The sequence below is a fragment of the Paenibacillus sp. VT-400 genome (assembly GCF_001029205.1).
Lineage (GTDB): Bacteria > Bacillota > Bacilli > Paenibacillales > Paenibacillaceae > Paenibacillus > Paenibacillus amylolyticus.
On the sequence record NZ_LELF01000067.1, the window covers coordinates 840,298 to 864,855 of the forward strand.

The window sequence follows — 24,558 nt, forward strand, 5'->3', positions numbered from 1 at the left end:
AAGTGCAGGAAGACCAAACAAGGTTATTCTGTACTTGCTCTTTTTAATTGAAGACAGAGGAGGAAGAATAATTTGATTAAAGCTGTGTTCTTTGATGTGGACGGTACATTGCTGAGCGAAATAGATCGGAGTTTATCACCGCGTACAGCTGAGTCGATCCGGGAGTTGATTCGTAAAGGCGTTCAAGTCGTACTCGTCACAGGCAGGCCATATAATTTATGCGAAGAATTCAGAAATCTCGGAATCGATACGATCATTTCGGCTAATGGAGCATTGATCAAAGCGGGTGATGAAGTGATACATAAGTCTGTACTTTCAGCACAGATGGTTAGAGCATTCAGTGAGTTTGCCGAGTTGCAGGGGCACAGTATTTCATATTTTACAGAGTCATTTGATACGAACGGGTTGTGTACAGCAGATGATCGTGTTACTGACGCCTTAAGAGATACGCTTGGACTCATGGATTCCCCGCAGAAAATCAGCACGTTGGAACAGGACGTATATTGCATCTGTTTATATGCAGATGAAGCGGAGACGGATAAATTCCAGTCCAGATTTCCTTCCTTACGATTCGTGAGATTCCATCCGTATGTAGTTAATGTGCTGGAAGCGAGTGAAGTCAGCAAATCTATAGCCGCAGAGAAAGTTCTCGACTACCTGAAGATATCCAGAGAGGATACAATGGCCTTTGGCGATGGGGAGAATGATGTGGATCTGCTAGATTATGCGGGAATCGGAATTGGGATGGGGAATGGCGGAGAACGAATTAAACAAAACGCCAATTATGTCACCCTGCGGGCAAGTGAAGATGGAGTCACCCATGCATTGAAGCAATTTAAGATTTTATGAGAATGGATCGGCTAAAAAGATGAAGGATATCCAAATTGTGGATTTTCATGTAGAATGATATAGCATGTATTAAGCCCTAAAGCATAGGGTGTTGATCGAAGGGTGACTTATGAAAAAGGTTGTTATCGTAATCCTGTCTCTTGTCGTACTTGTTGGTGTATCCTCTTCCGCTTATGCTCATCCAGGCAGACTGGATAAGAACGGTGGACATAACTGTTCAGCCAAATCCAAACAAAAGGGTCTGTGCACGGGTTATCACTATCACAAAAAGAAAAAATGAGAATGAGCTGTACAAGATAAACCCGGCCATCATTCAATGTATGGTTGGGTTTGCATGTGTAGCATTGTTTTAAAATGATGGAGGCGATTACACCATGCGGATACAGGAGATATCGGTATGGAATCGTGACGAGTTAGTGGCGATGCTGGCCGAAAGCTCCAGTGAGGGGTTCAGACATATCGAGCGATTAATCCATGAATATGAGACAGGAATCAATACATTTGAGCAAGAAGATGAAGCGCTTTTTGAATGCAGAATACACGATAAGGTTGTTGGGATCTGCGGTTTGAACAGAGATCCTTATTCTGAAGTGACGGATACCGGAAGAATTCGCAGGTTTTATGTGATGAGAGAATTTCGAAGACATGGGGTTGGGCGCAGGCTGATGGATGCGGTTATTCAAAAAGCGGAAAATCATTACGCTCGACTGGTTCTTTACACGGATCAACCGGTTGCTGGATCTTTTTATCACAACTTGGGATTTAGAGAAGTGACGAGTATGGAGAAGATAACGCATGTACTGGAATTGGGGGAGAAGGAAGATGGATCATATTAAAGCGGTTATTTTTGATTTGGATAATACGATTCTGAACAGAACGATGACCTTTGACGGCTTCACGCAGCGTTTAATCAAGACATATTTTGGTCACCTTGAGTCAACCGAAGAAATAAGCAAACGAATTATTGAACTCGACCAGGATGGTTATAAGGACAAACCCCTTCTGTTCAACGAGTTGTTGCATGAACTGCCTTGGGCTGAACATCCGCCACATGCAGAACTGATGGAGTTCTATGGCAGAGAGTATGTGCGAAGTTCAGTTCTGATGGAACAGGCGCGAGAAGTCGTTCAGCATCTGCGGGGGAAATACCAAACCGGGTTAATCACCAATGGGCAGACCGATATTCAGTATGGAAAAATCGATCAACTCGGTATCCGGGAGGATTACGACCATATTATTGTTTCAGAAGAGGCTGGAGTCAAAAAGCCCGACCCACGCATATTTCAGCTTGCGCTCGATCATTTCGGTCTGAGACCAGAGCAATGCATCTACATTGGCGATCATCCGGTGAACGATATTGAAGGAGCAGCAAGCGTAGGCATGAGCACCATCTGGATGAAGGTCAACCAGCCGTGGCAGGACAGCATTACATCGGGTCCTTTACATAAGATTGAACATCTAAGTGAGTTGAAGAAACTGCTTTAGAAGACGGTTATATAAACAAGTGAACACCTATAATCACAGTCTGGAAAGCGAGGAACATATGGAGATTAGACAGATGGCAACAGCGTTTTTGAGCAATGGCTCAGACATGCTGATGATGAAGAAGACGGGCAGCAGACTATTTGATTTTGAATTTTGGGGTGGCATCGGCGGGCATCTGGAACAAGGGGAATTGAACGTACCCATGAGCGCCAGCTATCGGGAGATTGAAGAAGAGACCGGATTCAAGCAAGAGGATGTCGAACACTTTCGGCTTCAATATATTCTGTTGGAAGTTAACGGTGGTGAGATTTGGCAGCAGTTTGTATATTTCGGAGAGACCAGACATCGACATTTTGTGCCCTCGGATGAAGGAGAGTTATTCTGGATACCGATGGATGAGGTACTGGACTTACATTCGTCTATTCTGATCAAAGCAACGCTCAGGCACTATTTACAACATCCGGGAGCAGAAGACATCTGGATTGGCAACGTTCAGAGCGGAACAGACCTAAAGGGCACTTTACAGGTAATATGGAGCAGAATGCAGGAAACGAAATCATTTGAGCCAAAGGGGGTTATCGATAATGTTGAAATATAGAACTGAAAGAAAAAAATGGAGATGGATAAATTACCTGTTGATCACTGTCCTGATGGCTATAATTCTTCCGAGTAGTCATGTAGAGGCAGGCAGCACGATTACAGTGAAAACGAAGGTCCAATATTACAAAGGACAGCCATACATACATCTAACAGGTGGAAATAAATCTGTGACGGATAAGCTGAACAAGACATTTAAACTTCACGCAGTGAAAGCAGCTCGCCTGGACAAAGAAGAAAAGAAATCAAACAAAAATTATTTCTACATTACCATGGCCAGTGTAAAATACAATGCAAAAGAAAAGTTATCTGTGGTATATGAAGATCATGTGTACACTGGCGGAGCACATGGAATGGATGCGACAAAATCATATAACTATGATTTAAGAACGGGGAAAGAACTGCGGCTAAGCGAGTATGTCAAAGACGATACTCAGATGGAGAAGGTAGAGAAATCAATCTCCAACAGTCTATTAGCCATGTATAATGCAGGAGTTTCTATTTTTGAAGAAAATATTTATGATTTTCAGCTTGATCAAACATCTGAATTCTTTTTATATGACAAAGGTATCGTCATCCGATTCCATCCTTATGAGGTTGCACCCTACGCTAAAGGGTTTGTAGATATCAAAGTCCCGTTCAGTAAATTCAACCAATAGATTGTTTGCAATAAAAGGCATGATCCAGTTCAATGAGGTCATGTCTTTTTCTATATATACAATCATTCAAAATACTCTAAATAATTTCAATAACTTCGGCTTCTATGTTTCTACATACCGAATAAATAGCTTAACCTATTCCAAGAAGGAGATTTTGTTATGAAACGTATCGGAAACATGTTTCAGGCTGACCGTAGCAGAGTGTAAATGCTATGGCAGCCTGAACGAGCGAACCGGTTTAATTTTGCATAGGGCAGTGACGGTAGTTATGGGTTCTTGGAAGAAGATGATTTCATCAGACTACGCTGTAATAATTCGATCTTTTGTTTGTCTGTTCCGATGTTCTATCGCTTCCTCATAATCCCCGATCAGTGTATCAAAAATATGCTCCCACGACCGCTGCTTAGCCAGCTTTCTGCCTTCCAGTCCCATCATTCTCAATTGGTTCGAGTGATTTCCCCAGAGACATATCTCCCGAATCAGTGCATCAGCCTGACCTGGCTCGAATAACACACCATTGCGGTGGTGGGATACCAGATCCTTTACACCTCCGGCATTGGCCGCCACCACAGGGAGTCCTGAAGCCATCGCTTCCAGTACCACATTGCCAAATGTCTCCGTAGAGGAAGGAAACACAAACAGATCTGCCGAAGCATACATAACAGCAAGTTCTTCGCCATGCATATAGCCTGTAAAGGTGACATTGGGTGGGGATTGCAGACGCATTTTCGGGAGAGATGGGCCGTCGCCAACGATGATCCAGTGTACACGGGACTGCATTTCCTGGGGCAACTGCTGCATGGTAGTCGTGAGCGTAGCGATATCTTTTTCCGGGGCAATGCGTCCAACGTAGAGTAGAATAAGGGGAGCGGTGATGTGGTATCGTTCACGGATATCCGAGCTGCGTTTATCAGGTGAGTACAGGTTGCAATCAATCCCGCGAGACCAAAGTTTCAGACGCTGAATGCCTTGGGTTTGCAGGGTGTTTAACGTTTCCTGCGATGGAGTTAGGGTTGCATCACAGGCGCGGTGGAACCACTGGATATACTTCCAGTAGAGAGGAATCATACTTTTCAACCGGTAGTATTCGAGATAACGATCGAAGTGGGTATGGTAGGAGACAACATGCGGAAGATGGTGTTTGAGCGCATACCTCAGACCAAGCAGCCCCATATTAAAAGGCGTAGCGATATGCAGCAGATCGGGTTGAAAGGTTTGTAGCTGCTTGTGCGTGTCTGCTCTGTTGGGTAGAGCAATGCGGCATTCGGGATACAGAAAAAAAGGGATGTTGGCAACCGATCGGACTTGAGTCTCATGGCTTCCTTCAATGATGGAGTTCGGAGTAAACAGCAGATGTTCAATTCTTCTGCGGTTCAGATGGTTACTCAAGCGGTGGAGCGTGCCAGCAACACCATTGGTTTCCGGAAGATAGGTGTCTGTGAACAAGGCTAGGCGCATCATTACCCCTCCCAAGACTCGTGATGCCAAGATCATAACAGCGGAACATTTTCCAGAGGTCAAGTGCACGTTAACTTGACGATATTCCCTGTAAATTGTTAAAGGATATACTATACCAACTTCCATAAGTTCAACTTATATAGCGTATTCTGATATGATGTAATAACGTGTCGGCGTATATATAGAAAGAGAGATACAGGAGGCAGAGAAAGATGAACAAGTTACAAGAAGAATTGCAGGAGTTGTTACCACTTGATCAGCTTGAAGAGATGTCAGGTGAAGAAGTGGTGGGGAGTGTTGCCATGGACCTTTATCGGGCTGAATTTTCGACGATTCGAGAAAGTGGGCCGGAACTTCCGCAAGTATTGAGAGATATCATTCTAATCATTGATCTGGATACCGAGCTGTCCATGAACGGGATGACCGGTTTCCTTGAGAATTCCAGCGGACAGTATCTGGGTGAGACGATAACAGCTATGGAGCGGATCGGCAATGATGCAGATGCCGTGATCCTGAAGAAGATAGAGCAGATGTTGTCCGAAAGCGGTGTAACGCACGGGCAATTACGAGATAATGTGAATGGCCTGTCCGAAGATGACATCACGACAAGCCTGCAAACGCATGGGGAACAGATTCATGAGGTATTACAGCAGATTGAACTGGAAGCCGCGAATTTGAGCATGCAATCGGATAACGAAGAAAGCTTTGATCTGCTGTATCAATATGTGGACGAAAATAAAGAACGTTTGAAACAGGAGATGCAACACGTTTTGTCTAATTGAGTGGGAAGAGGAGGCAAAATGACAATCATGAACAAACGATTAGCGCTGGAATCCTTTTTGGTTACCTTGTTATTCATCATCGGTTTTGTAGCTTGGAATGTCGTTCAAGGCATGATCATGATACCTGATCTGACGAACACCGCTTCTTCTGTTACCCCATTGCAATCCAAGATTGCTTTTGGAAGCCGTGTTCAATGGGATACAACATCCATGATTATGGCTGTTGCCGGATTTATTTTGCTCGCCGCCGCATATTACGGTCTTCGATCAGGAATGCAACGCTGGACACAGCGTTCCTGAAGTATTGTCTAAATAGAAGACATTTCCTTACACTGCCTTTGCAGCATACCAATTGAAATTCATTTGCAATTGCCCTGAGTCTATTAGACTCAGGGTTTTTGCTATGGCTAATGTTTTTCCGCTTCGAAGGGGAAATTTTCTAGATCCAAGGTCAAGGAAGAATCCGTTACAATGATCTTGTAAGCGCTTATCGTTTTGGATAGAGAGAGGAGGAGAGACAGAGATCATGATTACAACCAATCAGATTTATCTCGATCAGACATTGCATAGCAAAGAGGATGTATTTGATTTTATATCTGCGGAGGCAGAGCGTTACAGCATCACTACAAACCGTGTACAACTTGCGGCTGATCTGTGGGAACGCGAACGTGTCTACTCCACCGGACTTCAGGATCACTTTGCAATTCCCCATACCCAGAGTGAAGTTGTAACACGTCCGGCAGTGATGGTCATTCGATTGCGGGAGCCCATTGATTGGGAATCTCATGACGGCAAGCCGGTAAAATATATTTTTGCCATTCTTGTGCCTAAAGGTCATGTAGACGTATCCCATCTGCAAATTATCTCTTCACTTGCCACCTTATTGCTGGAAGATTCATTCAAAGAGGCCATCGCGGAAGCGGTACAGCCGGAAGATGTATATGCGTTGCTTCATCAATATACGGAAGGACTGGTGTCATAATGAAAATCGTAGGTGTAACGTCATGTATCGCAGGTCTCGCCCATACCCCGATGGCTGCTAAAGCACTGGAGAAAGCAGCTCAGCAACTAGGATACGAGATCAAAGTGGAACAGCAGGGAGCTATGGGGCAGGTCAACAAGCTAACGGAGGAAGATATCGCAGCCGCGAATTTTGTATTGATTGCAGCGGATCAGACCGTGAAGGATATGGATCGGTTCAGTGACAAAAAAGTCGTCCGTGTCAAAATCGGTCATGCCGTAAGTCAGGCAGAGGCCGTGTTAACCCGAGCGGTTGAGGCTGTTAACGCACAAGCTTAACCCCACCTTCCACATGAGGAGAGAGTACGATGAGAAAATGGTTCGGTGAAGCAAAAACACACTTGATGACAGGTATCTCCTATCTGCTGCCGGTCATTATCGCGGGTTCCCTGGTCGTTGCCATCTGCAAAATTATCGCACTATCAATGGGCATTACTGATCTTGATCCGTACAAAGATGGAAGCGGATTCTTGCATATTTTATATCTCGTGCAAAATGTAGGATGGAGCGGCATCGGACTATTGACGATTGTCCTGTCCGGTTACATTGCTTACTCCATTGCTGACAAACCTGCGCTGGCGGCAGGTCTGATCGGCGGGGTGCTGGCACAGCAGACCAACGCTGGTTTCTTGGGCGCATTAATCTCCGGTTTTTTTGCCGGATACATCACCTTATGGGTCAAAAACAAAGTTAAGATTACAGGTCCGGCCGCTGGCTCGGTACCGTTAATCATTTTACCGCTGATTACCGTAGGTTTAACCGGATTTCTGATGGCAGTCATTCTGGGTGGCCCGCTGGGCGCGCTGAATGAGTATCTCATTGCTTGGGTTCAAAACATGAGCCAGAGCGGAACCAATACCGTTGTGCTTGCCATTATTCTGGGGGCAATGATTGGATTCGATCTCGGCGGACCCGTCAACAAAGCGGCATGGATGGCAGGCAATGCCCTGTTCCTGTCCGGTGTCTATCTGCCGAATATTTTCATCAATATTGCCATCTGCATTCCGCCGCTTGGTTATGGTTTGGCAACATTGCTGATGAAGAAACGTTTTTCCAAAACCTATCAGGAAGCGGGAAAAGGTGCAGTGATTATGGGTGTGATCGGTATCACGGAAGGTGCAATTCCGTTCACACTGCGTAACCCTGCCAAAATGATTCTGGTCAACATGTCTGCCTGTGCAACGGGCGCTGCCTTGACTGCACTGCTGGGAGCACATATCATCATGCCACCAATTGGCGGCTTATATGGAGCTGTGTCAGTAGGTACCCCAATCGCGTACCTTGCCGGAGGCATTGTCGGCGCACTGATCGTGGCGGGTGGCACCATGTTGGTGAACTTCCGCGATGAAGAAGAGAAACAGCCTGCCAAGACTCAGGAAGCTTCAGTGAAGAAAAACGGGGAAGAAATCGAACTCGTTTTTGACTAAAAGTACATGTTCAAAAAGATCGGTTTTCAGTATCGAGAAGATGGGATGAAGGTAGAAATGGAGTAGCGGAGCGTAGGGGAAACTACGTGAGCAACTACAATGTTTCCGAAGGAAACAACCTTCGTAAGCATCCACTTATTTCGGCTGAATTCCATCTTCGATGCTGATGATGCCAACAGGCATCCCTCGTAATCAAAAGCGGACTTTTTTGAACAACCTTTAAAAAGCACCTGGAGGGATATAGAGATATGAGTGAGAGAAATCGTACCAAAGTACATGTGATTCCACATACACACTGGGACCGGGAATGGTATTTTACGACCTCCCGTTCCAAAGTGTATCTTGTCAAACACGTCAAGGAAGTATTGAATGCACTGGAGAATATCGATGGATTTCATTATTACCTGCTGGATGCACAGGGCTCGCTGCTGGATGATTACATCCGCTGGTGTCCCGAAGATGAGGAACGGATCCGCCAACTGGTTTCAGCCAAACGACTGATGACTGGACCCTGGTATACACAGACGGATCAATTGGTTATTTCCAGTGAATCAATGGTCCGAAACCTGTATTATGGTATGAAAACAGCACAAAAGTACGGACATGCGATGAAGGTTGGTTATGTCCCGGATGCATTTGGACAATCGGCACAGATGCCGCAGATCTATCGGGAGTTTGGCATTGAACGTTTCCTGTTCTGGCGTGGTGTCTCGGATAATACGAATCCACATACCGAGTTTACGTGGGAAGGGTCGGATGGCAGTCGTGTATTTGCTGTACAGATGCCATTCGGGTATTACTACGGTGGTAACATTCCGGAAAATGAAGAAGATCTGATCCCTTATTTGGAGAAACAGATTGGTGCGCTGGAACGCAAAGCCTCCACCAAACATATCTATTTCCCCAATGGGTTTGATCAGGCGCCTGTGCGATTGAATCTGCCGGAGTTGATTAAACGGTTCAATGCACTGGATACAGAACGCGAATATGTGATGAATGAACCGGAACGTTTTCTGGCGGAGATCGAAGCGGATAGTCAGGATCTGCCTGTACTTCGGGGTGAATTAATGGAAGCCAAGCACATGCGGATTCACAAGTCCATTTTTTCCACCCGTGCGGATCTCAAGCAACAGAATAACCGAATTGAGAATCTGATTGCTAACACGCTAGAACCTGTACTTGCGATTAGCCATTCTCTCGGACATGACTACCCGCATCGTATTGTGGAGGATATCTGGAAGCTGTTGTTTGAGAATGCGGCACATGACAGCATCGGTGGTTGTAACAGTGATACAACGAATCAGGACGTTGCGTTCCGTTACAAACAGGCCTATGATATCGCACTCAATCTGCTCGACCTGCATATGCGGATGATTGCTTCAACGATACAGCAGAAGGAGACATTTGCGTTCACCCTGTTCAACACGCTACCGTATGTGCGAGGTGGGGTTACCGAGATCGAAGCTTATATTCCGGAAGAATCCTTTGTGATTCGGGATACGAAGGGACGCGAGCTGGCCTACACCATTGTAGAAAAAGCAGATCAGACCGATTATGTGCTTGGACAACACATTGACCTAAATCCAAGTCGCAAAGTGCATCTGCCAGAACGCGTATATCGCGCCAAATTGCTGGTGGAACTGCAAGAGGTCCCGGCGATGGGTTACACCCAGATTGTTTTTGATTTCAGTCAGGGCGCTACACCTGTTATTGAGCGGCGTAACGGAGACACGATTGAAAATGAACATTTCAGCATTGGGCTACAAGCAAACGGCACCTTGCAAATTACAGATAAGCGATCTGGCCAAGTGTATGCGGATCAAATGGTCTTCGAAGATAACGGGGATGACGGAGATTCCTACAATTATTCTCCTCCCGAGCGGGATCTGATTGTTTCTTCGGCAGGTAGCCAGATGAGTGCAACGACCACCCAAACGTCTGTATCTCAGACACTATCCCTGCGTTTCACGCTGGATGTCCCCTACGATCTGGAAGAGCGCGCCGCAGGCATCACGTCGGGAGCATTGCCAATGCAGGTGCAGATATCTCTTCGCAAAGGAGAGAATCTGATCCGTTTCCAGGTTCAGGTGCAGAATGAGGTGTTCAGCCACCGTCTGCGTGTCCTTTTTGATACAGGAATTGCTTCATCCCTATCCATTGCAGACCAGCCTTTCGGTGCGATTGCTCGTCCAACCTCATTGCCAGAAGTGGACGTATGGGAGCGCGAACAATGGCACGAGAAACCGATCACCATTGAAGCGATGCAGAGTTATGCTGGGTTGAACAACGGTTCCCATGGTATGGCTGTGTTGACGGAAGGTGTACGTGAATACGAGATTATTGGCGAGCAAATGGATACCATTGCCCTGACCTTGTTCCGTACTTTCGGTTTCATGGGTAAGGAAAATCTCTTGTATCGTCCCGGACGGGCCTCCGGTGAGAAAATTGTGACAACACCTGACGCGCAATTGCTTGGCGAGCTCTCCTTTACCTTTGGCCTGCATATCCAGGCTTCCGGATTCGACGAAGCGAATGTAGCTCGTGCTGCACGTGAATATTTGACACCGATCAGCAGTTATCAGCTATGCGACTTTTTGAACGGTCGACTGATCTTTGCTTTCCGCGATGAGGAACGTGTCCTTGATACAGACTACAGCCTGATGTCGTTCAGCGACGATTCCAACGTGGTGTTAAGCAGCTTCAAGAAAGCAGAACAGAGTGAGGGTTACATTGTACGTGTCTTCAATCCGTATTTGTCACAGTCTGCTAACGTGAACATACACTTTAATCAGCCTGTACATGCAGAGCGTGTATCTCTTGGTGAACAACCACTAGAGCCTCAGCAGAAGTTAACCGATGGAGAAGAGGTCGTGCGTTTGCCAGAACTTGCTCATTGTAAATTGATGACTGTACTTGTATCGATATAAAGTGAGCTTTAGTTATACACAATCCTGATCAGAAGGGAGGTCGGATATCGGTATGATTTTTCCAACTAAACGGTTGAAAAAGCTGTTCCACCTCATTCATGGTGAAGGACAGGAACAGGCTTGGACGAGCCAAGCACTTGCAGACAAGCTGGAGGTAACCGTGCGTACCATTCGGGATGATCTGAAAAAGTTGGATCACATCCTTGCGGGACACGGCGGGAGCCTGGAGTCCAAGCGTGGACGGGGATATTCCATTCGTGTGCATGATGCGAAGCGGTATAATGAGCTGTTGGAGGAACGGAAGGATGATCGGCAAAAAGGTGCGCCAGTACCTGGATCGCCTGATGAGCGTATCCGTTATGAATTGTTCAAGCTGCTTGGTGAACCGGGTCATATCAAGATGGAAGACCTCGCTGATCAGCTGTTTATAAGCCGTGCAACAATGAACAATGATCTGAAAATCATTCGTCAGATTCTGGAGAACTACCAGCTTCAGCTTCAGATCAAGCCAGGACATGGTGTGAAAGTTGTCGGGGACGAGCAAAGGTTCCGTTATTGCCTTGCCGAGTACGCCGATTCGCGAGATGAAGAACTGGGCCCCGAAGGAATGACCGTTGCACAGGAACGTTTGTTGTATCCAATCGGACCCGCGCACATCCGCGAGATCGTCATTCGCCATGTAGGCCAACAGGATGTTCGTATTGCAGATGTGGCACTGAAAGATCTGATTACGCATCTGGCTGTTATGGTATTACGTATTAAGCAGGGACATGAACTAGAGCAATTCGAGAAAGTGGAGGCGAATGTTCAGGATCAGCAACTTGCGCAGCAGATTATTCAGGATCTGGAGTTGTTATATTCCATTCATTGTCCAGTTGGAGAGCGAGATTATCTGCTGCTGCACATTGTTAGCAAAAAAATGACCGCTACCGATTGGGATGGACTACGAAGTGACCCGTTATATGTTGCTGTACAGCAGATGCTGGATCATATCTATGATCGGTACACCTATGATCTGCGTGATGATGACCGCTTGCCAAATGATCTGTATGCCCATCTGAAGCCCATGATTACGCGCTTGGAACATGGCATGAATATGCGGAATCCACTGTTGGGACATATACGTAAATATTATCCGCTGGCCTATGAGATTACGATCAGCGCAGTGAAACAGCTACAGACATATGTACCTCATGAAATCAATGACAGCGAGATCGGTTACCTGGCTCTCCACATTGGGGCAGCATTGGAACGTAAATACCAGATTCCTCATCGCAAACGGAAATCCGTATTGCTCGTCTGTGGGTCAGGATACGGCACAGCCCGTATTCTTGAATCCAGATTGCGCTCTTTATTTGCCGAGCTGGAGGTCTCTCGTGTAGTTTCGCTAAGAGAGTACGAGGAGATGAGGAGTGTGCCTGAAGATTTGGTCATTTCCACGATCCGGTTACGCGAGTCCAAAGGCAAGCCGTCGGCTGTCATTGCTGCGATTCCATCGGAACGCGACATGGCAACGATCACTCATCTGGTGCGAACCAGTGATGAGCAGGAGGAAATGACGCTGCTGCGTTACTTTGATCCAGCGTTGTTCATGTTTCGGTACGATCAGCCTGACAAAATGACACTTATGGCTGAGATGAGCGGAGCACTGTTGGAGAAGGGAATTGTGACGGAGCAGTTCTGGCCTGCTGTGCAGGAACGGGAAAAGATGGCTTCAACGGCGCTTGGAAGAGGCATGGCGATTCCGCACCCCATGGAGCTGAGTTCAACTCGTACGACCGTATCGGTATGTCTGCTCGAGAAGCCGATTCCGTGGGATGAGGAAAATGAAGTACATGCTGTATTTATGTTATCCATCTGCAAAGAGGATTACGAACAGGCTATGGGGATCTATGATCTGTTTGTAGAGTTGATCCGACAGGAGGAACAGCTGGAAAGCCTGCGATCCTGCGGCAGCTTCGATGCCTTTGCCCAACTTGTATGTGAAACGTTGAGTCTGAAAAGTACCGAAGTGTATTAATATATAGTTCACTAATGGATAACTTCACTGACACTTCGAGTACAAAACAACTTTCCGATCGCAGTATCCCCAATTTTTTTGATTCCTTTTTTTGAAAGGGAAAAACCGTCCTTCATCAGATTTGTCTGATAAAGGACGGTTTATTTCGTCTACACAAACTATAGATTAGATATGTTTGGATATGACTTCTTCCAGTCCTTGAGCGACAGAATGCGCCCCTCGCGCCAGGTGTCTTTCATACAGATGCAGGCGGACAAAACTTTCATCCGTGCCCATCGCTTCCGAGAATATTCCACTGAGCCCACGAGCGCGGCGATCGATCTGTAATAGCAGCTCCAGCGAATCGCCCATCGGATAGAACAGCACTTCGAACTCATCCAGATGCCCACGGAATTTGTTTGTTGGTACAAATTCAAATTCCTGCACAAATGGCAGATTGCCACCCAGCTTTGGTGCATAGTCATTGGTCACTTCACGCAGTTTGAAACCAAGGATATCAATTGCATCGAGCACTGTGTTCATGTCTTTGCTAGGAACAACATGCAGTCTGTCCCGGTCTGAAGGGTCTACAGCACTTGAAATATCGAGGCCCGTCTCCACCCATACCTCTGCACGATGCAAAGTAATTGGCAAATTTTCTGGCAGGTCAAATGAGAAGTCTTTCTCCAATTTGGCTCCAGGCTGTAAGGTGAAACCTTCGGTGAGCAGATATTTGGCTATAACGGCTGTTTCTTTTACTTTACGATCATCGTGCTCCCGTATGTAATGGGTTTTGATTGAAAGATAGATCCGATCTACGTTCTGTTCCACATCTCCACCTTGAATGTACACAACCCCCGAGATGATTCCTCCAGGCGTGACCTCTGGTGTATGCAATTCCGTATTTACTTTGGCTGCTCCAACACCTACACTGGCTAACATTTTCTTGAAAAATGACATGCACTCGACCTCCAGATTAGATGGTTTATTATATGGGATACATACGGCTTCGACCTTAATACGGAAGCTGGAAGAGAAGCGTTTCATATTTTAGCAAAGATATATCGTATATCCAAACAGGAGAATCGACGTACCCATGTCGAATGTTTAAATAAAGGGAATTTTTGTCAGGAGGAACTCTATGAGCATGGAATGGTACGATATGATTGCACAACGTAATGGGGGATACAAGGGTAGAGCTTTGTATACGCTGGAAGGTAACTCTGCTGAAGATATTTTTGAAGAGTGGTTGATTAAGCTTCTGCCTCAGTATACATCCGTGCTCGATGCAGGCTGTGGACATGGGGAGTTTACGTTGAAAATGTCGGAATATACCGATCACATTATAGGGTTTGATAATTCGGAAGAGATGATAAAGATAACCCAAAACAGTCTTCATTCAAGCACGATAACAAATGTGGAATTTGTCTGCATCAGCACAAAAGAAAAGATGCCATTTGAAGATAAGCAATTTGGTTTGATCTATGATCGCAGAGGTCCAACTTCCATTATTGAGCATGGGAGATTGCTACAAAAGGGTGGAGTTATGATTGGTATTCATACGGATATAACAAAGGTACGTGAGCGTTTGGAAAGAAATGCATTTAAGGTGATCAAGATTGAGGAATATAACGAGGCACTTATGATTTTCTCGGATGAAAAAGAGTTTGCCATCTTTCTCTCCGATATCCCCGGAAACCCGGATTATACACAGCCTGAGTACCGGGAACAGCTGGAAGTCAAGCTGAAGGAGAACCAGGTTGATGGTAGAATTGCTGTAAGAGAATGCAAGTATATTTGGCAGGCCATAAGGAGCTGAAGCCGATTGAATACAGAATTTTCAGAGCAGAAATATGGTGAAACGGGTGTCAAAACCAGCTTCGAGCAGATGGCAAACGGGGAACAAAAATATAAAATGACATCAGAAGATGGCAGTTATTATTGTAGCGATACATACCATCAAGCATGGATTGAACACCTCCAGTGATTGGACGGCATCCCCTGAATTGGATAGGTTAACTCAATCTTTAACAGAGAAGGAGCTACTCCAGAAGTATGATTAATTAGACGGGAGGATCAGACAGATGCGTAAAAGTACAATATTTTGGATTACGGGAGTAACGATAATTCTCTTGGTGACTCTGCTCATATACAGCTATGTTATTCCAAGTGTGAGTGCCAAGGATGTTGTGATGGCAGGCACAATCAGGCAGATTGATACGGATGTAGTTGAGGTAGAGTTAGAGATAACGCGAAAAAGAGAAGACAAGGACCAGCATATGGTGTATCCCGTTGTCCCTGGATGGGAAGGGGTCACATTCACTGAAGAACAAGATGATGCGTGGTACATGCCTTCGTCTGTTGGCAGCTCCTATCTTGATCAAGTCATTCTGGAAAAGTATCTGAAGGCGCAGGGGAAAACCATGAAATCAGCTGATAATCTGATAGGATTTGCGATACCTGATGAGATAGGGAGCTACAAGTTGCGGTTAACGCTCAGATCTTTGGATGGAACGACTCAGCCGCTTGAGAATCCCGTGGTGTATTATGTTCACAACGAGCATTTGTTAGGGAAGGATCTGAGTTGGGTTACGAGTGAGAATCTGGAGATCAATAAGGAGTAATCAGAATGATGAATGTATATGAATCGAATGAAATCACTGTACGTTTCTTGGACACAGAAGATGAACAACATCTGGTGAAGTGGCTGTCAGACCCGGAAGTTCTTCAATACTATGAAGGGCGTGATCGGTCGCATGATCTGGAACAGGTGAGAGAGCATTTTTACAATCAGAAAGATGGTGCTACTCGCTGTATCGTTGAGTATGGAGGACATCCGATTGGATACATTCAGTTCTATGAGCTTGAGGAAGAAGAGCGAACGGAGTATGGTTATGGAGACACGGATGAGATCATCTATGGAACGGATCAGTTTATTGGTGAGGTAGAATACTGGAATAAAGGCATTGGTACACAGTTGATGCAATCCATGCTGGCTTATCTGATTAATGAAAAACAAGCCCGTAAAGTGGTTATGGACCCTCAATCCTGGAACTTAAGAGCGATATCCTGTTACGAGAAATGTGATTTCCAAAAGATTAAGCTGTTGGAGAAACATGAGCAGCACGAAGGACAGATGCGAGACTGTTGGCTTATGGAATATGCCCTGTAGATCCTGCTTAAAGTTATTTGAATCATGTAAACAAGGAGGAATAATGGATGGATGAAAGATTTCCGATAGGACCATTTGTACACACGGGTGAAGTTACTTTGGCACAACGGGAGAAGTGGATTCAGGACATTGCTGAGTTGCCTGAACGCGCACGAGAAGCGGTAAAGGGATTGAGTGAAGAGCAATTAAGTCTACCGTATCGAGAAGGTGGATGGATGCTCAAACAGGTTATTCACCACATGGCAGACAGCCATATGAACAGTATGATTCGTTTCAAGTTGGCGCTGACAGAGGATACACCAACGATTCGGCCTTATTATGAAGAGCGCTGGGCTGAACTGAGTGATTCAAGAGACCTGGATGTCGAATTCTCGCTTCAGATTCTGGATGCCCTCCATCGTCGTTGGGTGTTTCTGTTAAACGCGCTGACAGATGCAGATTATGCCAAACAATTTTATCATCCCTCATCGGAAGAAACGACAAGACTGGATTACAATCTGGGCATGTATGCTTGGCACGGCAAACACCATGTTGCTCACATCACATCGCTTCGGGATAGATTGGGAATATAGCTATTAGAAATATCTTTTAAGGAGGATTCATCAATGAGTGTACATATCAGACTATTAAATGAGAACGATCCTGTAATCATATCAAAGGCGTTTCAGGAGCAGGGTTGGGGGAGATCCCCTGAGCAGTATCTTCATTACTTGGCTGAACAACAGAATGGGGAACGCGTAACCTTGGTAGCCGAGTTGAATGGAGAATTTGCCGGATACGTGAATGTATTGTGGACTTCCAGCTACCCGTCTTTCAGGGAACAAGGCATTCCCGAAATTAACGATTTTAATGTACTAATGAAGTTCCAGCGCCAAGGTATTGGTTCACGGTTGATGGACCGAGCAGAGGAAGTTATTCTGGAACGAACGGATGTAGCAGGCATTGGTGTAGGTGTGTTTTCCGATTATGGCAAAGCGCAAGTTCTATATGCCCATCGCGGGTACATACCAGACGGTCACGGTGTACACAAACATGATCATTACATTCAGCCGGGTGAAGAAACGATTATGGACGACGATGTTGTACTTTATCTTACGAAGAAGTTAAAAGCCACGCAATAAGTCTAATGTGTAGTTAGTACTTGCAAAGAAAGATGATCAAAAAGCTGTCCTGCATGTTATACTCTATTGGAATTTGAGGAATGATAAGCAGGATGTTGAGAGATTAGATGATCAGAGGAGTGATTGATCCATGTTTAGCAAAGTCGGCCAGGTTATGTTGTATGTCAACAATCAAGATGAATCACTGGCATTTTGGACGGAAGTTGCAGGATTCCACATTGTAGATGAAGTAAACCTTGACGAGGGCATGAGATGGATTGAGATTGCGCCTACCCCAAATTCGCAGACAAGCATTATTCTCCAAAACAAGGAGTTCGTGGCGCGGATGTCGGCGGGTGTAAATCTGGGCACACCTTCGTTAATGTTCTTCACCGAAAATCTGGATCAGTTATATGCCGACTTGGCTGGTAAACATGTAACGGTTGGAGAGATTGTAGAGATGCCAACCGGGCGTGTTTTCAACTTTGCTGATAATGAAGGAAATTACTTTGCAGTTTTGGAACGGGCGAAGTAAGTTATAACTAACAGTACCATTGCAAGCGGTCGACATTCATGTCGGTCGTTTTTTTGTTGGGAAAAAGCTTCTGTTTTTTAAGTAGAAAAGCACAAGAAAAATAGAGAACTACTGGGTAAAAATGTTATAATAGAGTGTGGCTGATTTAACGAAAATGCCGAGGAATGAATAGTCGAAAATGAAGGTTTGAATGGAGCAGTTAAGGAGGAATGTGGTTGTGGAAAAGACGATTAAAAGTGTACAGGATCTATATGATATGCTCGATACGGATTTCAGATCTGCCAAGCAGTTTTGGGAACCTTTCTATGAGGATCGGAACAGACCAATTCCCTTTTTCCCAAACAAACCGGATGAGAATCTGGTAGCGCATGTGAACGAAGGTGTGCTGAGCGGCGGTAAGGCACTGGAACTGGGGTGTGGCCCGGGCAGAAATGCGTTGTATTTAACCCGCCAAGGATATCAGGTAGATGCTTATGATCTTTCGGAGACAGCTATTGCTTGGGCTAAAGAGAGGGCGGCAGAGGAGCAACTGGACGTGCATTTTGAATGTCGATCTGTGTTCGAATTGTCCCCAGAGCAAGAATATGATCTTGTCTACGACTCGGGTTGTCTGCACCATCTGTTGCCACATCAGCGCATTCCCTACATAGAGATGATCCACAATGCACTCCGGCCTGGAGGATACTTTGGAATGACTTGTTTTGCTCCTGGTTTTGGCGATATTGGTGGGCCTGAGATCGTTATGAATGATTGGCAGGTGTATCAAGAGAAGTCGATGCGCGGTGGTCTTGCGTTCACGGAGGAGAAGCTTCGCTACATGCTGGAAGATGGCTTTGAATGTGTGGAGTTCCGTGCAATGAAGTCGCTGGAGCAACATGAACCGTATTTTGGTGTACCTTTTCTCTGGGCCACGTTGTGGAGAAAGAAAAACTCGTAAGAATAGTGAAATAAACATGCATTGAAAATAGAGGAGGAGTGGTATCGGAATGGGAACAGAAACAGGAAAAAGACACTTTATCATTACAGGCACATCCAAAGGGATCGGTTTACAACTTGCAGAGTTATTATTGGCTAAGGGGGATTACGTTTACGGTATTTCACGCGGGGGTTCGGATCTGTTGGAATCAAGCGAGGAATGGAGCGGGCGTTACCGCCATGTTCAGTATGATCTTGCCGACCTGAATGGGATCGATGATTTGATTACACGCATATTGGACCAAATACCTTCTCAAGAAGCTGAATTCATTGGACTCATTAATAATGCAGCGATGCTGGAGCCTCTAAAACCTATCGATCAATGCAGTGCGGCAGAGATAAGTCAGAGTCTTAACATCAGCCTCGCAGCACCAATGATATTGAGTTCATCTTTTATTCAACAAACAAATCACCTGTCCGCCAGACGTAAAATTGTTAATCTCTCATCGGGTTCGGGAAGTTATCCCGCGCCTTCAATGGCAGTGTACTGTACATCCAAGGCAGGTATGAACATGTTCACCCAATGCGTATCTTTGGAACAAACGGGTCAACAGAACCCTGTTGAGATTATTGCTTTTGATCCGGGGATGGTTGATACGGAATTGCAGGCTGTTGCACGAGGCAAAAGTGCAGAGGAGTTCGCTCTTGCAGGTATGTTCAATCAAGTATATGAAGCAGGACAATTAAGATCGCCACGAGACGTAGCGATGCAGTTGATCGAGCGGATGGACGAAAATAGTGATTCAAGCCATGTTATACACACTGTTGAGAGCTAATATGATATACGATACTTCTTTCAGCTCGTTTTCTTACGAAGTATGGATACCTTTTGATATAAGCCCAACTTCCCTGTACACTGGAATCAGCGATCGGAAGAACGATTCGTAACGGTAAAGGTGATCCTGCAACAACGGAGTCTAATTACCTTATTCAACCTCAACCTTAGAAGATCAGAAACGTGGTGAATCTCTTGTTTAAAATTATGCTCATTGAAGACGACGAATCGTTATTCAGTGAAATCAAGGAACGTTTGTCCCAATGGTCTTATGATGTGTATGGTGTGCAGGATTTTGGAAAGGTATTGCAGGAGTACAGCGTAATTCAGCCGCAACTGGTCATTATTGATATTCAGTTACCCCAATATGACGGGTTCCATTGGTGCCGGATCATTCGTTCGCACTCTAATGTGCCGATTATCTTTTTGTCCTCACGCGATCATCCTGCGGATATGGTTATGTCCATGCATTTGGGGGCAGACGATTTTATCCAGAAGCCTTTTCATTTCGATGTATTGATTGCCAAGATCCAAGCGACTTTGCGGAGGGTGTATAACTATAATACAGAGCATATTGAACTCCGAACCTGGCGCGGTGCTGCTATTGAATATGTGAAAAATACACTGACCTGCGGGGATGAATCTGTCCTGTTAACGAAAAATGAGATGTTCATCCTTAAAGTGTTGGTCGAGCACAAAAACCAGATTGTTACCCGTGAGGACCTCATCCGGAGCTTGTGGGATCATGAGCATTTCGTGAGTGACAATACGCTGACGGTTAACGTTAATCGGTTACGGAAGAAGCTTGAACCCATCGGCTTGGAGCGTTACATTGAAACCAAAGTAGGTCAGGGGTACATGGCAACGGAAGAGGCAGAAGCATGATCGGAAAGTACATACGAGAAAGGGCTAGTTGGTTATGGCTACTGGTAAGCATGCAACTTATTATTTTATTGGTGGCCTACCTGGACTCGTCCATTCCATTCCAATCTGTGATGTATATCGTAGGACTGAATGTGGTGGTATGCCTTGTTTTTATCTGGGCGAGATACCTGAAAGAGACCCGTTTCTATAAAAAATTGAGCATCTGGGATCATACCTATGATCTGGGAGAACTCGATATCGCCGAAAGTCCATATGAGCAGATTGTACATGAGGCCGTCAGTTCCCAGACACAGCGATATCGTAAGGAGTCGTCACATCATTTTATCGCTCTGGAACAGGAGAAGGACGAGATGTTGTCCTGGATTCATGAGGTGAAGACCCCACTGACAGCGTTGCAACTGATGATCGAGCGCTTGCCAGATGACAAGTTACAGAGCCAAATGACATATGAATGGTTACGAATTCATCAGTTGCTGGATCAGCAGCTTCACCAGAAGCGTATTCCGTTTATGCATAATGATCTGTTCATCGAAGAGACGGAACTTGAACCGGTATTGAATAGCGAGATACGAGCACTGAAATCGTGGTGCATCTCCAAAGGCATTGGCTTTGATGTGTCTTTAATGGTATCGCGCGTGCTCACAGACAGCAAATGGTTAGGCTTCATCCTCCGGCAGTTGTTGAGCAATGCGGTGAAATATAGCGATTCATCGGACATCCTCATTGAAAGTCGGGAACAGGATGGACACATCATACTCATGATTCAGGATCACGGGCGAGGGATTGAGACTCAAGATCTGCCGCGTATATTTGATAAAGGATTTACGTCTACCCGAGGCAGAATGGATGGAGCGGCTACCGGGATGGGGCTGTATCTGGTTCGTCAGGTGGTCCAGACGCTTCATGTGAACATTCATGTAGAATCTTCTCTTGGCGAGGGCACAACCGTCACACTTACTTTTCCGCGAAAAAACGACATGGTGCATCTTGCAGGCGTGTGACAACAATGTCACATGCTTTTTGGTTTTGTTCGGTGAATCACACGATAACACTGCACATCCCGATTATGATATAGACACGAGCATTTTGCAGAAGATCTAAGAGGAGTGAGCGGGATATGTGGATACTGGAAGCCAAAAAAATTCATAAAGTCTATGGTAATAAATTAAATAAACAGGAAGTGCTGAAGGGAATAGATCTTGGGGTAAGCAAGGGAGAGTTTGTTGGTATTATGGGGCCTTCGGGTTCGGGTAAAACAACGCTGCTTAATGTACTTTCCTCCATCGATCGGGTGAGCCAGGGCACGATTGATATTGAGGGCAAGGAATTCACCGGAATGAAGGAGAAACAGCTGGCTGAGTTCCGCAAACATCATCTGGGCTTTATTTTTCAGGAATATAATCTGCTGGATACCCTTACGGTAAAGGAAAATGTATTATTACCGCTCTCGATCACGAGCATTCCAAAGCAGGAGGCACACCAGAAGTTTGAACAGATCGCCCGTGAACTGGGAATCTACGAATTGAAAGACAAGTATCCATCTGAGATTTCAGGGGGTCAGAAGCAGCGGACTTCGGCAGCACGAGCATTTGTCCACGAGCCGAGTATCATTTTTGCGGATGAGCCGACAGGAGCGCTGGATTCCAAGTCCGCTTCGGATCTGCTCGGCAAGTTAAGTGATATGAACAGCGCACGAAAAGCGACTATTATTATGGTTACCCATGATCCGGTTGCCGCAAGTTATTGCAGCAGAGTGATCTTTATTCGAGACGGTCAGATATACACCCAGTTGAATAAAGGAGACGAGTCACGGCAATCGTTCTTCAACGATATTATCAAAACCCAGGGCGTATTGGGTGGTGTGCAGCAATGAGCTTGAATCATATTATCTTCCGCAATCTCAGAAAAAATCTGAAGAATTATTATCTCTATGTATTTGCGCTTGTGTTCAGTGTGGCCTTGTATTTTTCCTTTGTGACGTTACAGTATGATCCTTCCATGGATGAGGTAGCTGCTTCAACGAAAGGTGCGGCGGCTATAGGCGCATCTTCCGTATTATTAATCGTCATTGTTGGCATCTTTTTGCTCTATGCCAATACGATCTTTATCAAGCGGCGTAGCAAAGAAATTGGATTATTTCAATTGATCGGACTGACGAAAGGCAGAATTTTTGGTATTTTGAGTGCCGAGAATAGTATTCTTTATTTTGGCTCCATGGCTATCGGTGTGTTAATTGGGTTTCTTGCGTCCAAGCTGGTATTGATGATATTGTTCAAAATTCTCGGTGTGGATGCGATTACGAAACTGTACTTCTCTCCGATGGCACTGATGCAAACGGTGATTGTCTTTACGATAATGTATCTGCTCATCATGCTGATGAACTACACTTTTATCAAGAGACAGAGTATTCTCTCACTCTTTCGGGTGTCTGCCACTTCGGAGCAGCAGGTGCAAAAGATGTCTGTCGGACAGATGATTATTGGCGTCTTGGGTATTGCTCTGATTGTGTATGGATACTTCATGTCTGCACGGCTGTTCAGCGGTGAGGCAATGGATATGCAACAGTTGATGTATACGATGATCCTGATTCTTTTCTCGGTCATACTGGGGACATACCTGTTCTATAAGGGTTCGGTAAGTTTTATCTTTAATCTGATTCGCAAAAGTAAAAACGGATACCTTACCATTCATGAGGTGTTGTCTTTATCTTCAATCATGTTCCGCATGAAATCTAATGCATTGCTGCTCACGATTATTACAACCGTGTCGGCGCTTGCTATTGGCATGCTGTCACTCAGTTACATTTCGTATTATTCGGCAGAGGCTCAGGCGAAGGAAAGCTTGCCGGAGGATTTTTCTTTTGCTCAGGTTGAGGTGAAAAATCGCTTTGTAACGGAGTTGGAACATAAACAGATTCCATATGAGGAGAATCATAGACAGCCTATTTATATTGAAATTGATGCTCATGAAGTGATGGACGAGTCCATGACGGAAAAGTACCTGTTCAGTAGTGTGTTGAGTGACAACATGGTAGATAACATAGATCTGCAACCAGGTGAAGTGATCTTCATGGGATACGGAAATGCCATTCAGCAGTTGATTTCCATTGAGGAGAAAGGTCCGATCGTCTTGCATGGATTGAAGCATACACTGGACCACCAGCTGATCGGAACCACCCAAAAGGGGGTTCTTCCTGGATACTATTCTGGGGGCACGCCTGTAGCGGTAGTAGATGAAACGGTATACCAGCAGCTGCGGCAGGATCTCGATCCCGAGCTGCAAAAATCCGAGTGGGCGGATTACTATGGTGTACGTATTCTGAATGAGGGGCAGGCTGAAGAGGCATATGCCGTATATAAGGAGCTACAGTTGGAAGCACCGAGCTTCTCCCAGATTGAGTTCAGAAATAACCAACGTAACAATATGGGACTGATTATGTTCATTGTTGGTTTCCTTGGTTTGACGTTCTTGATTACATCGGGATGTATCCTGTACTTTAAACAAATGAATGAGAGTGAAGAGGAGAAGGGCAATTATACCATTCTTCGTAAACTTGGATTTACACAAAGCAATCTGTTGAGGGGTATTCAGATCAAGCAGTTGTTTAACTTTGGTATTCCGCTTGTGGTGGGGTTGAGTCATAGTTACTTTGCCGTGAAATCAGGTTGGTTTTTCTTTGGTACGGAGCTGGCGACACCTACGGTCATTGTCATGATAGTCTATACATTGTTATATTCGATCTTTGGTCTGTTGTCTGTGTGGTACTATAAACGAGTGATTAAGGAAGCTTTGTAGAATTGGGATCAGGAGTATGCTGATATAGCAAAATAGATTGAGTAAAGGGCAGCTGTATTGTTTACAGACTGCTCTTTTTTCTTTCAGAAATGAATAGAGCAAACTGAAAAAAAGGATG

At 45.2% G+C, this 24,558-nt stretch carries 28 protein-coding genes; 26 read left to right on the forward strand and 2 right to left on the reverse strand.

What is annotated here, in order from left to right:
• Positions 1-72: 72 nt before the first annotated feature.
• The 6 genes from EL84_RS14525 to EL84_RS30870 all read left to right on the forward strand — a co-directional run bounded on the left by EL84_RS14525 (position 73) and on the right by EL84_RS30870 (position 3,590).
• Positions 73-849 carry a Cof-type HAD-IIB family hydrolase gene (locus tag EL84_RS14525; RefSeq protein ID WP_047842185.1) on the forward strand — a complete coding sequence of 259 codons (777 nt, stop codon included), beginning with the start codon at positions 73-75 and terminating at the stop codon, positions 847-849.
• A 109-nt stretch (positions 850-958) separates the two neighbouring features.
• On the forward strand, positions 959-1,129 hold the full coding sequence (locus EL84_RS31760) for a YHYH domain-containing protein (RefSeq protein WP_094030640.1): 171 nt from the start codon (positions 959-961) through the stop codon (positions 1,127-1,129).
• 94 nt (positions 1,130-1,223) lie between these two features.
• Complete coding sequence (locus EL84_RS14530; protein ID WP_047842186.1) at positions 1,224-1,685, forward strand: GNAT family N-acetyltransferase; 462 nt, start codon at positions 1,224-1,226, stop codon at positions 1,683-1,685.
• Positions 1,672-2,334: an HAD family hydrolase gene (locus tag EL84_RS14535; RefSeq protein ID WP_047842187.1), complete on the forward strand. Its 663-nt coding sequence runs from the start codon at positions 1,672-1,674 to the stop codon at positions 2,332-2,334. Before EL84_RS14530 ends, EL84_RS14535 begins: the two co-directional genes overlap by 14 nt.
• Positions 2,335-2,407: 73 nt before the next feature.
• Positions 2,408-2,932 carry an NUDIX domain-containing protein gene (locus EL84_RS14540; RefSeq protein ID WP_047842188.1) on the forward strand — a complete coding sequence of 175 codons (525 nt, stop codon included), beginning with the start codon at positions 2,408-2,410 and terminating at the stop codon, positions 2,930-2,932.
• Positions 2,919-3,590, forward strand: a complete 672-nt coding sequence (locus tag EL84_RS30870) for a DUF3298 and DUF4163 domain-containing protein (RefSeq protein ID WP_053061494.1) — start codon at positions 2,919-2,921, stop codon at positions 3,588-3,590. The genes EL84_RS14540 and EL84_RS30870 overlap by 14 nt, the downstream gene beginning before the upstream one ends.
• A 300-nt stretch (positions 3,591-3,890) precedes the next feature.
• On the opposite strand, the gene EL84_RS14550 is transcribed toward EL84_RS30870, so the two are convergent.
• The gene (locus tag EL84_RS14550; RefSeq protein ID WP_235431536.1) at positions 3,891-5,051 is read right to left on the reverse strand and encodes a glycosyltransferase family 4 protein; all 1,161 of its coding nucleotides are present in this window, start codon (positions 5,049-5,051) and stop codon (positions 3,891-3,893) included.
• Between the two features lie 209 nt (positions 5,052-5,260).
• Here EL84_RS14550 and EL84_RS14555 point away from each other — a divergent pair, with 209 nt between their 5' ends.
• The 7 genes from EL84_RS14555 to EL84_RS14585 all read left to right on the forward strand — a co-directional run bounded on the left by EL84_RS14555 (position 5,261) and on the right by EL84_RS14585 (position 13,224).
• Positions 5,261-5,830: a DUF4375 domain-containing protein gene (locus tag EL84_RS14555; protein ID WP_047842190.1), complete on the forward strand. Its 570-nt coding sequence runs from the start codon at positions 5,261-5,263 to the stop codon at positions 5,828-5,830.
• A 27-nt stretch (positions 5,831-5,857) separates the two neighbouring features.
• Positions 5,858-6,130: a hypothetical protein gene (locus EL84_RS14560; RefSeq protein WP_152683030.1), complete on the forward strand. Its 273-nt coding sequence runs from the start codon at positions 5,858-5,860 to the stop codon at positions 6,128-6,130.
• Between the two features lie 226 nt (positions 6,131-6,356).
• Positions 6,357-6,812 (forward strand): PTS sugar transporter subunit IIA, encoded by a 456-nt coding sequence (locus EL84_RS14565; protein WP_036669587.1) that lies wholly within the window; start codon positions 6,357-6,359, stop codon positions 6,810-6,812.
• Positions 6,812-7,129 carry a PTS fructose transporter subunit IIB gene (locus EL84_RS14570; RefSeq protein ID WP_047842192.1) on the forward strand — a complete coding sequence of 106 codons (318 nt, stop codon included), beginning with the start codon at positions 6,812-6,814 and terminating at the stop codon, positions 7,127-7,129. The genes EL84_RS14565 and EL84_RS14570 overlap by 1 nt, the downstream gene beginning before the upstream one ends.
• 29 nt (positions 7,130-7,158) lie before the next feature.
• Positions 7,159-8,277, forward strand: a complete 1,119-nt coding sequence (locus EL84_RS14575; RefSeq protein WP_047842193.1) for a PTS fructose transporter subunit IIC — start codon at positions 7,159-7,161, stop codon at positions 8,275-8,277.
• A gap of 248 nt (positions 8,278-8,525) precedes the next feature.
• Positions 8,526-11,204 carry a mannosylglycerate hydrolase gene (mngB, locus tag EL84_RS14580; RefSeq protein WP_047842194.1) on the forward strand — a complete coding sequence of 893 codons (2,679 nt, stop codon included), beginning with the start codon at positions 8,526-8,528 and terminating at the stop codon, positions 11,202-11,204.
• Positions 11,205-11,256: 52 nt separating this feature from the next.
• Positions 11,257-13,224, forward strand: coding sequence for a BglG family transcription antiterminator (locus tag EL84_RS14585; RefSeq protein ID WP_047842195.1), 1,968 nt, complete (start codon positions 11,257-11,259; stop codon positions 13,222-13,224).
• A gap of 165 nt (positions 13,225-13,389) precedes the next feature.
• Here the strand turns inward: EL84_RS14585 and EL84_RS14590 are convergent, their stop codons facing one another.
• Positions 13,390-14,163, reverse strand: coding sequence for a sporulation protein (locus EL84_RS14590; RefSeq protein ID WP_047842196.1), 774 nt, complete (start codon positions 14,161-14,163; stop codon positions 13,390-13,392).
• A 181-nt stretch (positions 14,164-14,344) separates the two neighbouring features.
• Here EL84_RS14590 and EL84_RS14595 point away from each other — a divergent pair, with 181 nt between their 5' ends.
• The 13 genes from EL84_RS14595 to EL84_RS14650 all read left to right on the forward strand — a co-directional run bounded on the left by EL84_RS14595 (position 14,345) and on the right by EL84_RS14650 (position 24,440).
• Complete coding sequence (locus EL84_RS14595) at positions 14,345-15,022, forward strand: class I SAM-dependent methyltransferase (RefSeq protein ID WP_047842197.1); 678 nt, start codon at positions 14,345-14,347, stop codon at positions 15,020-15,022.
• Between the two features lie 6 nt (positions 15,023-15,028).
• On the forward strand, positions 15,029-15,190 hold the full coding sequence (locus tag EL84_RS32030; protein WP_161799432.1) for a hypothetical protein: 162 nt from the start codon (positions 15,029-15,031) through the stop codon (positions 15,188-15,190).
• A gap of 97 nt (positions 15,191-15,287) precedes the next feature.
• Entirely contained in the window at positions 15,288-15,827 is a 540-nt protein-coding gene (locus tag EL84_RS14600) for a hypothetical protein (protein WP_047842198.1), read from the forward strand.
• Positions 15,828-15,835: 8 nt separating this feature from the next.
• Positions 15,836-16,375, forward strand: a complete 540-nt coding sequence (locus tag EL84_RS14605) for a GNAT family N-acetyltransferase (protein WP_047844196.1) — start codon at positions 15,836-15,838, stop codon at positions 16,373-16,375.
• Between the two features lie 47 nt (positions 16,376-16,422).
• The gene (locus EL84_RS14610) at positions 16,423-16,947 is read left to right on the forward strand and encodes a YfiT family bacillithiol transferase (protein ID WP_036610311.1); all 525 of its coding nucleotides are present in this window, start codon (positions 16,423-16,425) and stop codon (positions 16,945-16,947) included.
• 33 nt (positions 16,948-16,980) lie between these two features.
• Positions 16,981-17,496: a GNAT family N-acetyltransferase gene (locus tag EL84_RS14615; RefSeq protein ID WP_047842199.1), complete on the forward strand. Its 516-nt coding sequence runs from the start codon at positions 16,981-16,983 to the stop codon at positions 17,494-17,496.
• A gap of 130 nt (positions 17,497-17,626) precedes the next feature.
• Complete coding sequence (locus EL84_RS14620) at positions 17,627-18,010, forward strand: VOC family protein (RefSeq protein ID WP_047842200.1); 384 nt, start codon at positions 17,627-17,629, stop codon at positions 18,008-18,010.
• Between the two features lie 190 nt (positions 18,011-18,200).
• Entirely contained in the window at positions 18,201-18,947 is a 747-nt protein-coding gene (locus tag EL84_RS14625) for a class I SAM-dependent methyltransferase (protein ID WP_047842201.1), read from the forward strand.
• A gap of 49 nt (positions 18,948-18,996) precedes the next feature.
• The gene (locus EL84_RS14630; protein ID WP_036610299.1) at positions 18,997-19,761 is read left to right on the forward strand and encodes an SDR family NAD(P)-dependent oxidoreductase; all 765 of its coding nucleotides are present in this window, start codon (positions 18,997-18,999) and stop codon (positions 19,759-19,761) included.
• Between the two features lie 194 nt (positions 19,762-19,955).
• A complete protein-coding gene (locus EL84_RS14635) occupies positions 19,956-20,645 on the forward strand; it encodes a response regulator transcription factor (protein WP_017689733.1) in 690 nt (229 codons plus the stop codon).
• Positions 20,642-21,646, forward strand: a complete 1,005-nt coding sequence (locus EL84_RS14640; protein ID WP_047842202.1) for a sensor histidine kinase — start codon at positions 20,642-20,644, stop codon at positions 21,644-21,646. Before EL84_RS14635 ends, EL84_RS14640 begins: the two co-directional genes overlap by 4 nt.
• A gap of 116 nt (positions 21,647-21,762) precedes the next feature.
• Entirely contained in the window at positions 21,763-22,518 is a 756-nt protein-coding gene (locus EL84_RS14645; protein ID WP_036669625.1) for an ABC transporter ATP-binding protein, read from the forward strand.
• Entirely contained in the window at positions 22,515-24,440 is a 1,926-nt protein-coding gene (locus EL84_RS14650) for an ABC transporter permease (protein WP_047842203.1), read from the forward strand. Before EL84_RS14645 ends, EL84_RS14650 begins: the two co-directional genes overlap by 4 nt.
• Positions 24,441-24,558 lie beyond the last annotated feature (118 nt).

What these genes read in the sequence shown, in the direction of transcription:
- EL84_RS14630 (WP_036610299.1), top strand. Translation starts at nt 18,997, where the DNA reads ATGGGAACAGAAACAGGAAAAAGACACTTTATCATTACAGGCACATCC.
- EL84_RS14625 (WP_047842201.1), top strand. Translation starts at nt 18,201, where the DNA reads ATGGAGCAGTTAAGGAGGAATGTGGTTGTGGAAAAGACGATTAAAAGT.
- EL84_RS14620 (WP_047842200.1), top strand. Translation starts at nt 17,627, where the DNA reads ATGTTTAGCAAAGTCGGCCAGGTTATGTTGTATGTCAACAATCAAGAT.
- EL84_RS14590 (WP_047842196.1), bottom strand. Translation starts at nt 14,163, where the DNA reads ATGTCATTTTTCAAGAAAATGTTAGCCAGTGTAGGTGTTGGAGCAGCC.
- EL84_RS14645 (WP_036669625.1), top strand. Translation starts at nt 21,763, where the DNA reads ATGTGGATACTGGAAGCCAAAAAAATTCATAAAGTCTATGGTAATAAA.
- EL84_RS30870 (WP_053061494.1), top strand. Translation starts at nt 2,919, where the DNA reads ATGTTGAAATATAGAACTGAAAGAAAAAAATGGAGATGGATAAATTAC.
- EL84_RS14570 (WP_047842192.1), top strand. Translation starts at nt 6,812, where the DNA reads ATGAAAATCGTAGGTGTAACGTCATGTATCGCAGGTCTCGCCCATACC.
- EL84_RS14575 (WP_047842193.1), top strand. Translation starts at nt 7,159, where the DNA reads ATGAGAAAATGGTTCGGTGAAGCAAAAACACACTTGATGACAGGTATC.
- EL84_RS14650 (WP_047842203.1), top strand. Translation starts at nt 22,515, where the DNA reads ATGAGCTTGAATCATATTATCTTCCGCAATCTCAGAAAAAATCTGAAG.
- EL84_RS14530 (WP_047842186.1), top strand. Translation starts at nt 1,224, where the DNA reads ATGCGGATACAGGAGATATCGGTATGGAATCGTGACGAGTTAGTGGCG.
- EL84_RS14585 (WP_047842195.1), top strand. Translation starts at nt 11,257, where the DNA reads ATGATTTTTCCAACTAAACGGTTGAAAAAGCTGTTCCACCTCATTCAT.
- EL84_RS14615 (WP_047842199.1), top strand. Translation starts at nt 16,981, where the DNA reads ATGAGTGTACATATCAGACTATTAAATGAGAACGATCCTGTAATCATA.
- EL84_RS14565 (WP_036669587.1), top strand. Translation starts at nt 6,357, where the DNA reads ATGATTACAACCAATCAGATTTATCTCGATCAGACATTGCATAGCAAA.
- EL84_RS14605 (WP_047844196.1), top strand. Translation starts at nt 15,836, where the DNA reads ATGAATGTATATGAATCGAATGAAATCACTGTACGTTTCTTGGACACA.
- EL84_RS31760 (WP_094030640.1), top strand. Translation starts at nt 959, where the DNA reads ATGAAAAAGGTTGTTATCGTAATCCTGTCTCTTGTCGTACTTGTTGGT.
- EL84_RS14600 (WP_047842198.1), top strand. Translation starts at nt 15,288, where the DNA reads ATGCGTAAAAGTACAATATTTTGGATTACGGGAGTAACGATAATTCTC.
- EL84_RS14560 (WP_152683030.1), top strand. Translation starts at nt 5,858, where the DNA reads ATGAACAAACGATTAGCGCTGGAATCCTTTTTGGTTACCTTGTTATTC.
- EL84_RS14535 (WP_047842187.1), top strand. Translation starts at nt 1,672, where the DNA reads ATGGATCATATTAAAGCGGTTATTTTTGATTTGGATAATACGATTCTG.
- EL84_RS14540 (WP_047842188.1), top strand. Translation starts at nt 2,408, where the DNA reads ATGGCAACAGCGTTTTTGAGCAATGGCTCAGACATGCTGATGATGAAG.
- EL84_RS14595 (WP_047842197.1), top strand. Translation starts at nt 14,345, where the DNA reads ATGAGCATGGAATGGTACGATATGATTGCACAACGTAATGGGGGATAC.
- EL84_RS14610 (WP_036610311.1), top strand. Translation starts at nt 16,423, where the DNA reads ATGGATGAAAGATTTCCGATAGGACCATTTGTACACACGGGTGAAGTT.
- EL84_RS14550 (WP_235431536.1), bottom strand. Translation starts at nt 5,051, where the DNA reads ATGATGCGCCTAGCCTTGTTCACAGACACCTATCTTCCGGAAACCAAT.
- EL84_RS14640 (WP_047842202.1), top strand. Translation starts at nt 20,642, where the DNA reads ATGATCGGAAAGTACATACGAGAAAGGGCTAGTTGGTTATGGCTACTG.
- EL84_RS14555 (WP_047842190.1), top strand. Translation starts at nt 5,261, where the DNA reads ATGAACAAGTTACAAGAAGAATTGCAGGAGTTGTTACCACTTGATCAG.
- mngB (WP_047842194.1), top strand. Translation starts at nt 8,526, where the DNA reads ATGAGTGAGAGAAATCGTACCAAAGTACATGTGATTCCACATACACAC.